The 7,341-nt window shown below is 66.6% G+C and carries 6 protein-coding genes; 3 read left to right on the top strand and 3 right to left on the bottom strand.

Annotated features, from left to right (window positions below):
- The 3 genes from L810_RS21145 to L810_RS21135 all read right to left on the bottom strand — a co-directional run.
- Nucleotides 1-1,233: glycosyltransferase (locus tag L810_RS21145; RefSeq protein ID WP_042975576.1), on the bottom strand; the 1,233-nt coding region annotated here is incomplete at its 3' end.
- 17 nt (nt 1,234-1,250) lie between these two features.
- Entirely contained in the window at nt 1,251-1,820 is a 570-nt protein-coding gene (locus tag L810_RS21140) for a methyltransferase family protein (RefSeq protein ID WP_021160336.1), read from the bottom strand.
- Between the two features lie 67 nt (nt 1,821-1,887).
- Nucleotides 1,888-2,790: an alpha/beta fold hydrolase gene (locus L810_RS21135; RefSeq protein WP_042975590.1), complete on the bottom strand. Its 903-nt coding sequence runs from the start codon at nt 2,788-2,790 to the stop codon at nt 1,888-1,890.
- Between the two features lie 719 nt (nt 2,791-3,509).
- Here L810_RS21135 and betI point away from each other — a divergent pair.
- The 3 genes from betI to betA are packed head-to-tail and all read left to right on the top strand — an operon-like array spanning nt 3,510 to nt 7,322.
- Nucleotides 3,510-4,094, top strand: a complete 585-nt coding sequence (betI, locus tag L810_RS21130) for a transcriptional regulator BetI (protein ID WP_021160333.1) — start codon at nt 3,510-3,512, stop codon at nt 4,092-4,094.
- A gap of 32 nt (nt 4,095-4,126) precedes the next feature.
- A complete protein-coding gene (gene betB / locus L810_RS21125) occupies nt 4,127-5,596 on the top strand; it encodes a betaine-aldehyde dehydrogenase (RefSeq protein ID WP_021160332.1) in 1,470 nt (489 codons plus the stop codon).
- Nucleotides 5,597-5,621: 25 nt separating this feature from the next.
- Nucleotides 5,622-7,322, top strand: a complete 1,701-nt coding sequence (betA, locus tag L810_RS21120; protein WP_021160331.1) for a choline dehydrogenase — start codon at nt 5,622-5,624, stop codon at nt 7,320-7,322.
- The last annotated feature ends 19 nt before the right edge of the window (nt 7,323-7,341 follow it).

Below are 7,341 nucleotides of genomic sequence, written 5' to 3'. Positions count from 1 at the left end.
CGGCGCGAACCGTTCGATGAAATCGGCGGCCGCACGACAGCCGTCCGGCGCGGCGTCGAGCAGCGCACGGGCGCGCTCCGCATGCACCGCGAACGCGGGTTCGTCGAGCACGTGCGCGAGCGCCGCGCCGAGACGCGCGCCGTCGATCGGGCCGTCGACACGCACGCCGCAGCCGCTCGCCACGACGCGTTGCGCGTTGTCGAACTGGTCGTGCGCGAACGGCGTGACGACCTGGACGATCCCGGCTTCGAACGCGAGCGCCGCCGTGCCGATCCCGCCGTGATGCACGAGCGCGCGGCAGCGCGGCAGCAGCGTGCGCATCGGCACGAAGCGGCGCACCAGCAACCGGTTGCCGTCCGGCGCCGCATCGTGCGGCGTCAGCAGGATCCCGCGCGCGCCGGTCGCGCGCAGCGCGTCCGCCACCGCGCGCGCATACGCCGCGTGATCGACGAGCGTCGAGCCGGCCGTGAACACGACGGGTGGCTCGCCGGCCGCAAGAAACGCTTCGAGTTCCGCATCGTCGTCAGGCACCGCGATATCGTTGAACAGCGGAAAACCGCTTTGCAGATGATTCGACGGCCAGTCCGGCTGCGGCGGCGCGAACCAGCCGGGAAACAGGCACAGCACGCCGTCGGTGGAATGCAGCCAGCGGCCCAGCACGCGCCGCGCGGGCGCGAGCCCGAGATCGCGGCGCACCGCGTTGAGCGCGGGGCCGCATGTGCGATCGAGCACCTGGCGCTCGATCAGTGTCATCAGCGCCGTCTTCACGGGCAGCGGCCAACGCGCGGGAATCGTCAGGCGCGGGTGGGTCGGCGGCGCATGCGCGGACAGCAGCGTCGACGGCGACACCTGCACCGACACATACGGCGTGCCGTGCAGCTCCTGCATGAAGCGCGCGGAGAACGCCCACAGCGTGCCGACGAGCACCGTATCGCCGTCGGCCAGCGCACGCAGCGCGTCGTAGTGCGGGCGCAGCGTCGGTGCGATCACCTGCCACAGCGTGCGAAACGACGTGCGCGAATCCCACAGCGCGGGGTTCGCCATCGCGGCCTCGTATTCGGCCGCGGTGCCGATCGGCATGAATTCGAACCCGCAATGGCGCACGGCCGCCTCGAACGGCGCATGCGTGCAGAACACGACGTCGTGGCCGCGCGCCGCGAGCGTGCGCGCGACGCCGAGCAGCGGATGCACGTCGCCCGCCGAGCCGATCGCGGTCACGATCATCTTCGCCATCGCGCGCCTCGCGGGGATCAGTAGAAGCCGGGAATCAGCGCCGCGACCTCGCGGCGGTACTGCGTGTATGCCGGCCCGAAATACCCGGTCAGCCAGCTTTCCTCGACACGCACCTTGTACGCGAGCGACGCGAACACGAGCAGCACGCCGATCGCGCCGCGCCATTCGCCGCCGATCAGCGCGGCACCGGCGAGCGCGATCAGGCAGCCCGTATAGATCGGGTGACGCACGAGCGCGTACGGCCCGGTGCGCACGAGTTCATGGTCTTCCTTCAGCGTGACCGACACGCTCCAGTTCGTGCCGAGATGCAGCCGCGCCCACACCGAGAACAGCAGGCCCGCGACCAGCACCGCGAGCCCGCACTGCGCCTGCAAGCCGAAGCGCTGCCAGTCGGGCACGAGTGCCTGCCACGACGGATCGGGCAGGATGATCAGCGCGCCGCCGACGATCAGCGGAATCGACTGCAGCGTGCGCGAGCGCGACGCTTCCTTGCGCACGGTCGCCTTCACGCCTTGCGAAGTGGCGATCCAGTAGGCGAGCCATGCGGCCCACGGAACGACGATGGCGATGGTCTGAACGATATTCACGGCTGGCCTGCCTCGTTGGGATGGGAATTCGGATGCGCGTTGCGTACCGGACGCACGGCGCGCGGCGTCACGACGACAGCGCGTGCATCGGCGCGGGCACGCACGCCTGCGCGGCGGCGAGCGCGATGCCGGAGGCGAGCGACGACTCGCCACAGAAAAAGTCGAGTAGCGCCGCACGCGTGTATTCGCGCTGCGCGCGGCCTTCGATGTCGAGGAAGTGGCCGGCGTCCGGCACCGTCGCGAACCGCGCGCGCGGCACGTGCGCGCCGAGCTGGCGCACGTCGGCGGGCGTCGTGTATTCGTCACGCTCGCCGTTCAGGAACAGCAGCTCGCAGCCGATGTTCGAGAACTCGCTGAGGTAGCGCTCGGGCTGCAGCGACAGGATCTGGTCGACGTGGAACGCGACCTGGTCCTGCTCGTCGCGCGGCAGGCGCGTGAGATAGCGGTAGTTGTACAGCTTCATGATGCGCGGCAGATAGCGGCCGACGGTGTCGTTCAGCAACTGCGCGGCCTTCAGGTTCTCGCCGGCCGCGATGTGGTCGCGGGCGCGCGTCACGTAGTCGACCATCGCGTCGTTCAGGAACGGCGAGAACGAGCAGATCGCCGCGCGCCGCACGCTCGGGCAGCCGCGCGCGAGCGCGAACAGCGACGCCACGCCGCCCCACGACACCGACACGAGGTAGGCCGGCGCGAAACGCTCGACCAGGTACTGCAGGATCGCGGCTTCGTCGTCTTTCGTCAGGATGAAGCAGCCCGGGTTGTGCTGGCGCGACTGCCCCGCGTACGGCAGGTCGAAGCAGATCGTGTTCATCCGCTCGCCGAGATACTGGACGGTCTGCCCGAACGACGCGGTCGTCGCGAGCGCGCCGTTGACGAGCATCGCCGTGTCGAACGCCGGGTCGAACACGTTCCGTTCGACGTAGACCTTCAGACCATTCGGTAGCGGGACCACGTGTTTTTCGGTCAGCATCGTCGTTCTCCGGTGGATGCGGCGTCTCGACGTCGCGGCATGCTGCAGGTGCGCAATGGCTGCGCCGGTTTTCGCGCGCAATCCGAATCGCGCGGTTGGCCAATGCACCGCGGCAATACCGGCGGCGTCGATTCATTCCTCGTAGTGCGGCGCCATACTAATACGGACAATATTACTGACTCAAGTCATTCCAACGATACCCTCTACTCTGTCAGGAAATACCGCCGCTTCAAATTATTCCGTCATTTTTTATGGTAAGCGGAATCCTTTCGAGGGTGACCGCAATCGTTTGCGGAGCGCCGACCCAAGCCCGCCCTATCATGCATTATTCATTGCAAATCAATGACTTGATCCGTTTCATTCACTTATTTCAAACGGATTTTCATGAATGAATCGTGACGTCGTTTCTTCGTCCGAATTCGATATTTCACCGAATATCACATAGCTCAATATTCTTTCATTCCGTAATCGCTTCGGCACCCGCAACGATTAACCGGATTGATTGCCGACTTCAGAAAGCGTTTTAAACAAATTTCTGTTTTCTTAACCATCTTTCGATTATTTTTCCGCACCTGCACAACGCACGATCGACTGCCCTTTCGTCTGCCCGGCACCCGTCGTCACCGTCAGACCCCGATTTTTTGTTGATTGAACGATCAATAAAAAACCGCTAAGCTCTCGACTTCCATGGACGGCCCGTCCGGGCGAAGGGAGTCGCGATGCCGAAAGTCGGAATGCGGGAGATTCGCCGCGCACAGTTGATCGACGCCACGCTGCGTTCGATCGACGAAGCGGGCCTGCCCGGCACGACGCTCGCGTCCGTCGCGCAGCGCGCGAACATCTCGACGGGCATCGTCAGCCACTACTTCGGCGACAAGGACGGCCTGCTCGAAGCGACGATGCGGCACGTGCTGCGCGACCTGTGGTCGGCCACCACGCGCCGCCGCGTGGCGGCACGCAAGGACCCGCGCTCGCGGCTGCGCGCGATCGTCGCCGCTAACTTCGACGACACACAGGTGAGCGCCCCCGTCATGAAGACGTGGCTCGCGTTCTGGTCGCAGAGCATGCACGACCCGATGCTCAAGCGCCTGCAGCACGTCAACACGCGGCGCCTCCATTCGAACCTGTGCGCGGAATTCGCGAAGGCGTTGCCCCGCACGCAAGCGCGCGAAGCCGCCAGCGGCCTCGCCGCGCTGATCGACGGCCTGTGGCTGCGCGGCGCACTCGCCGGCGGCCCGATCGACACCCGGGCTGCATTGAAGCTCGCCCACGATTACATCGACCTGCTGCTCGCGTCCGACTGACGCGCCACGCAGTCGCCCTCAAGGAGATCCTCATGTCCGTATTCGGTTTGCAGCGCCTCTACATCGGTGGCGGTTACGTCGACGCCACGAGCGGCAAGACTTTCGACACCTTCGACCCCGCCACCGGCGAACTGCTCGCGCAGGTGCAGCAGGCCAGCGCGGCCGACGTCGATCGCGCGGTTGCATCCGCGCAGGAAGGCCAGCGTGAATGGGCCGCGATGACCGCGATGCAGCGCTCGCGCATCCTGCGCCGCGCGGTCGACCTGCTGCGCGAGCGCAACGACGAACTCGCGGCGCTGGAAACGCGCGACACGGGCAAGCCGATCGCCGAGACGCTCGCGGTCGACATCGTCACCGGCGCGGACGTGATCGAGTACTACGCGGGCCTCGCCACCGCGATCGAAGGGCTGCAGGTGCCGCTGCGCGCCGAATCGTTCGTCTACACGCGGCGCGAGCCGCTCGGCGTGTGCGCGGGCATCGGCGCATGGAACTACCCGATCCAGATCGCGTGCTGGAAGACGGCGCCCGCGCTCGCGGCCGGCAACGCGATGGTGTTCAAGCCGAGCGAAGTCACGCCGCTCACCGCGCTGAAGCTCGCGGAGATCTACACGGAAGCCGGTGTGCCGGCCGGCGTGTTCAACGTCGTGCAGGGCGACGGCTCGGTCGGCGCGCTGCTGACGGGCCATCCGGACATCGCGAAGGTGTCGTTCACGGGCGGCGTCGAGACGGGCAAGAAGGTGATGTCGCTGGCCGGCGCATCGTCGCTGAAGGAAGTGACGATGGAGCTCGGCGGCAAGTCGCCGCTGATCGTGTTCGACGATGCGGATCTCGACCGTGCGGCCGACATCGCGGTCACCGCCAACTTCTTCAGCTCGGGCCAGGTCTGCACCAACGGCACGCGCGTGTTCGTGCACCGTTCGGTCAAGGACGCGTTCACGCAGAAGGTGCTCGAACGCGTGAAGCGCATCCGCGTGGGCAAGCCGACCGACGCCGACACCAACTTCGGCCCGCTCGTATCGGCCGCGCAGCTCGACAAGGTGCTCGGCTTCATCGAAAGCGGCAAGGCCGAAGGCGCGAAGCTGCTCGCGGGCGGCACGCGCCTGACGGACGGCCACTTTGGCGGCGGCCAGTACGTCGCGCCGACCGTGTTCGGCGATTGCCGCGACGACATGAAGATCGTCCGCGAGGAAATCTTCGGGCCGGTGATGAGCATCCTCGATTTCGAATCGGAAGACGAAGTGATTACCCGTGCGAACGACACGCACTACGGGCTCGCCGCCGGCGTGGTGACGGAGAACCTGTCGCGCGCGCACCGCACGATCCATCGCCTCGAAGCCGGCATCTGCTGGATCAACACGTGGGGCGAATCGCCGGCCGAGATGCCGGTTGGCGGATACAAGCAATCCGGTGTCGGACGCGAGAACGGCATCACGACGCTCGAGCACTACACTCGAATCAAGTCGGTGCAGGTCGAGCTCGGCCGCTACAACCCGGTGTTTTAAGGATCACGAAAGGAGATTGACCGTCATGACGACACGCGAATACGACTACATCATCTGCGGCGCGGGTTCCGCGGGCAACGTGCTCGCAACGCGCCTGACGGAAGATCCGGACGTGACGGTGCTGCTGCTCGAAGCGGGCGGCCCCGACTACCGCTTCGACTTCCGCACGCAGATGCCGGCGGCGCTCGCCTATCCGCTGCAGGGCCGCCGCTACAACTGGGCGTACGAAACCGACCCCGAGCCGCACATGGACAACCGCCGGATGGAATGCGGGCGCGGCAAGGGGCTCGGCGGCTCGTCGCTGATCAACGGGATGTGCTACATCCGCGGCAACGCGCTCGACTACGACAACTGGTCGACGCACAAGGGCCTCGAGAACTGGACGTATCTCGACTGCCTGCCGTACTTCAAGAAAGCCGAGACGCGCGACGTCGGCCCGAACGACTATCACGGCGGCAGCGGCCCCGTGTCGGTCACGACCAGCAAGCCGGGCGTGAACCCGCTGTTCGAGGCGATGGTCGACGCGGGCGTGCAGGCCGGTTATCCGCGCACCGACGACCTGAACGGCTATCAGCAGGAAGGCTTCGGCCCGATGGACCGCACCGTCACGCCGAAGGGCCGCCGGGCGAGCACCGCGCGCGGCTACCTCGACCAGGCGCGTGCACGGCCGAACCTTGAGATCGTCACGCATGCGCTCGCCGACCGCATCCTGTTCGACGGCAAGCGCGCATCGGGCGTCACGTACCTGCGCGGCAACGAACGCGCGACCGCGCATGCGCGCCGCGAAGTGCTCGTGTGCAGCGGCGCGATCGCGTCCCCGCAACTGCTGCAGCGCTCGGGCGTCGGCCCCGGCGCGTGGCTGAAGGAGCTCGACATTCCCGTCGTGCTCGACCTGCCCGGCGTCGGCCAGAACCTGCAGGATCACCTGGAGATGTACATCCAGTACGAGTGCAAGGAGCCCGTCTCCCTGTACCCGGCGCTGAAGTGGTGGAACCAGCCGAAGATCGGCCTCGAATGGATGCTGAACGGTACGGGCCTCGGCGCGAGCAACCATTTCGAGGCGGGCGGCTTCATCCGCACGCGCGACGACGACCTGTGGCCGAACATCCAGTACCACTTCCTGCCGGTGGCGATCAACTACAACGGCTCGAACGCGATCGAGATGCACGGCTTCCAGGCACACGTGGGCTCGATGCGCTCGCCGAGCCGCGGCCGCGTGAAGCTGCGCTCGCGCGATCCGAACCAGCATCCGAGCATCCTGTTCAACTACATGGCCGAAGCGCTCGACTGGCGCGAGTTCCGCGATGCGATCCGCGCGACGCGTGAAATCATGCGGCAGCCGGCGCTCGACCGCTATCGCGGCCGCGAGCTGAACCCGGGCGCGGACTGCAAGACCGACAAGGAACTCGACGCGTTCGTGCGGGCCCGCGCGGAAACCGCGTTCCATCCGTCGTGCTCGTGCAAGATGGGTTACGACGATATGGCGGTGGTCGACGAAGCAGGCCGCGTGCACGGGCTGGAAGGGCTGCGTGTGGTCGATGCGTCGATCATGCCGATCATCACGACCGGCAACCTCAACGCGCCGACGATCATGATCGCGGAGAAAATCGCGGACAAGATTCGTGGCAAGCAACCGCTCGCGCGCGTGGACGTGCCTTATTTCGTCGCGAACGGGGCGATGGCAAGGAATGTCGCGAAGGCCGTGCGGCAGCCGGAGACGGTTTGACGACGGCGGACGCACTGCC

This window comes from Burkholderia sp. AU4i (assembly GCF_000466765.1).
Classification (GTDB): Bacteria; Pseudomonadota; Gammaproteobacteria; order Burkholderiales; family Burkholderiaceae; genus Burkholderia; species Burkholderia cepacia.
The sequence above is the reverse complement of the archived record's forward strand: the minus strand, read 5'-3'. Positions and strand labels throughout refer to the sequence as shown.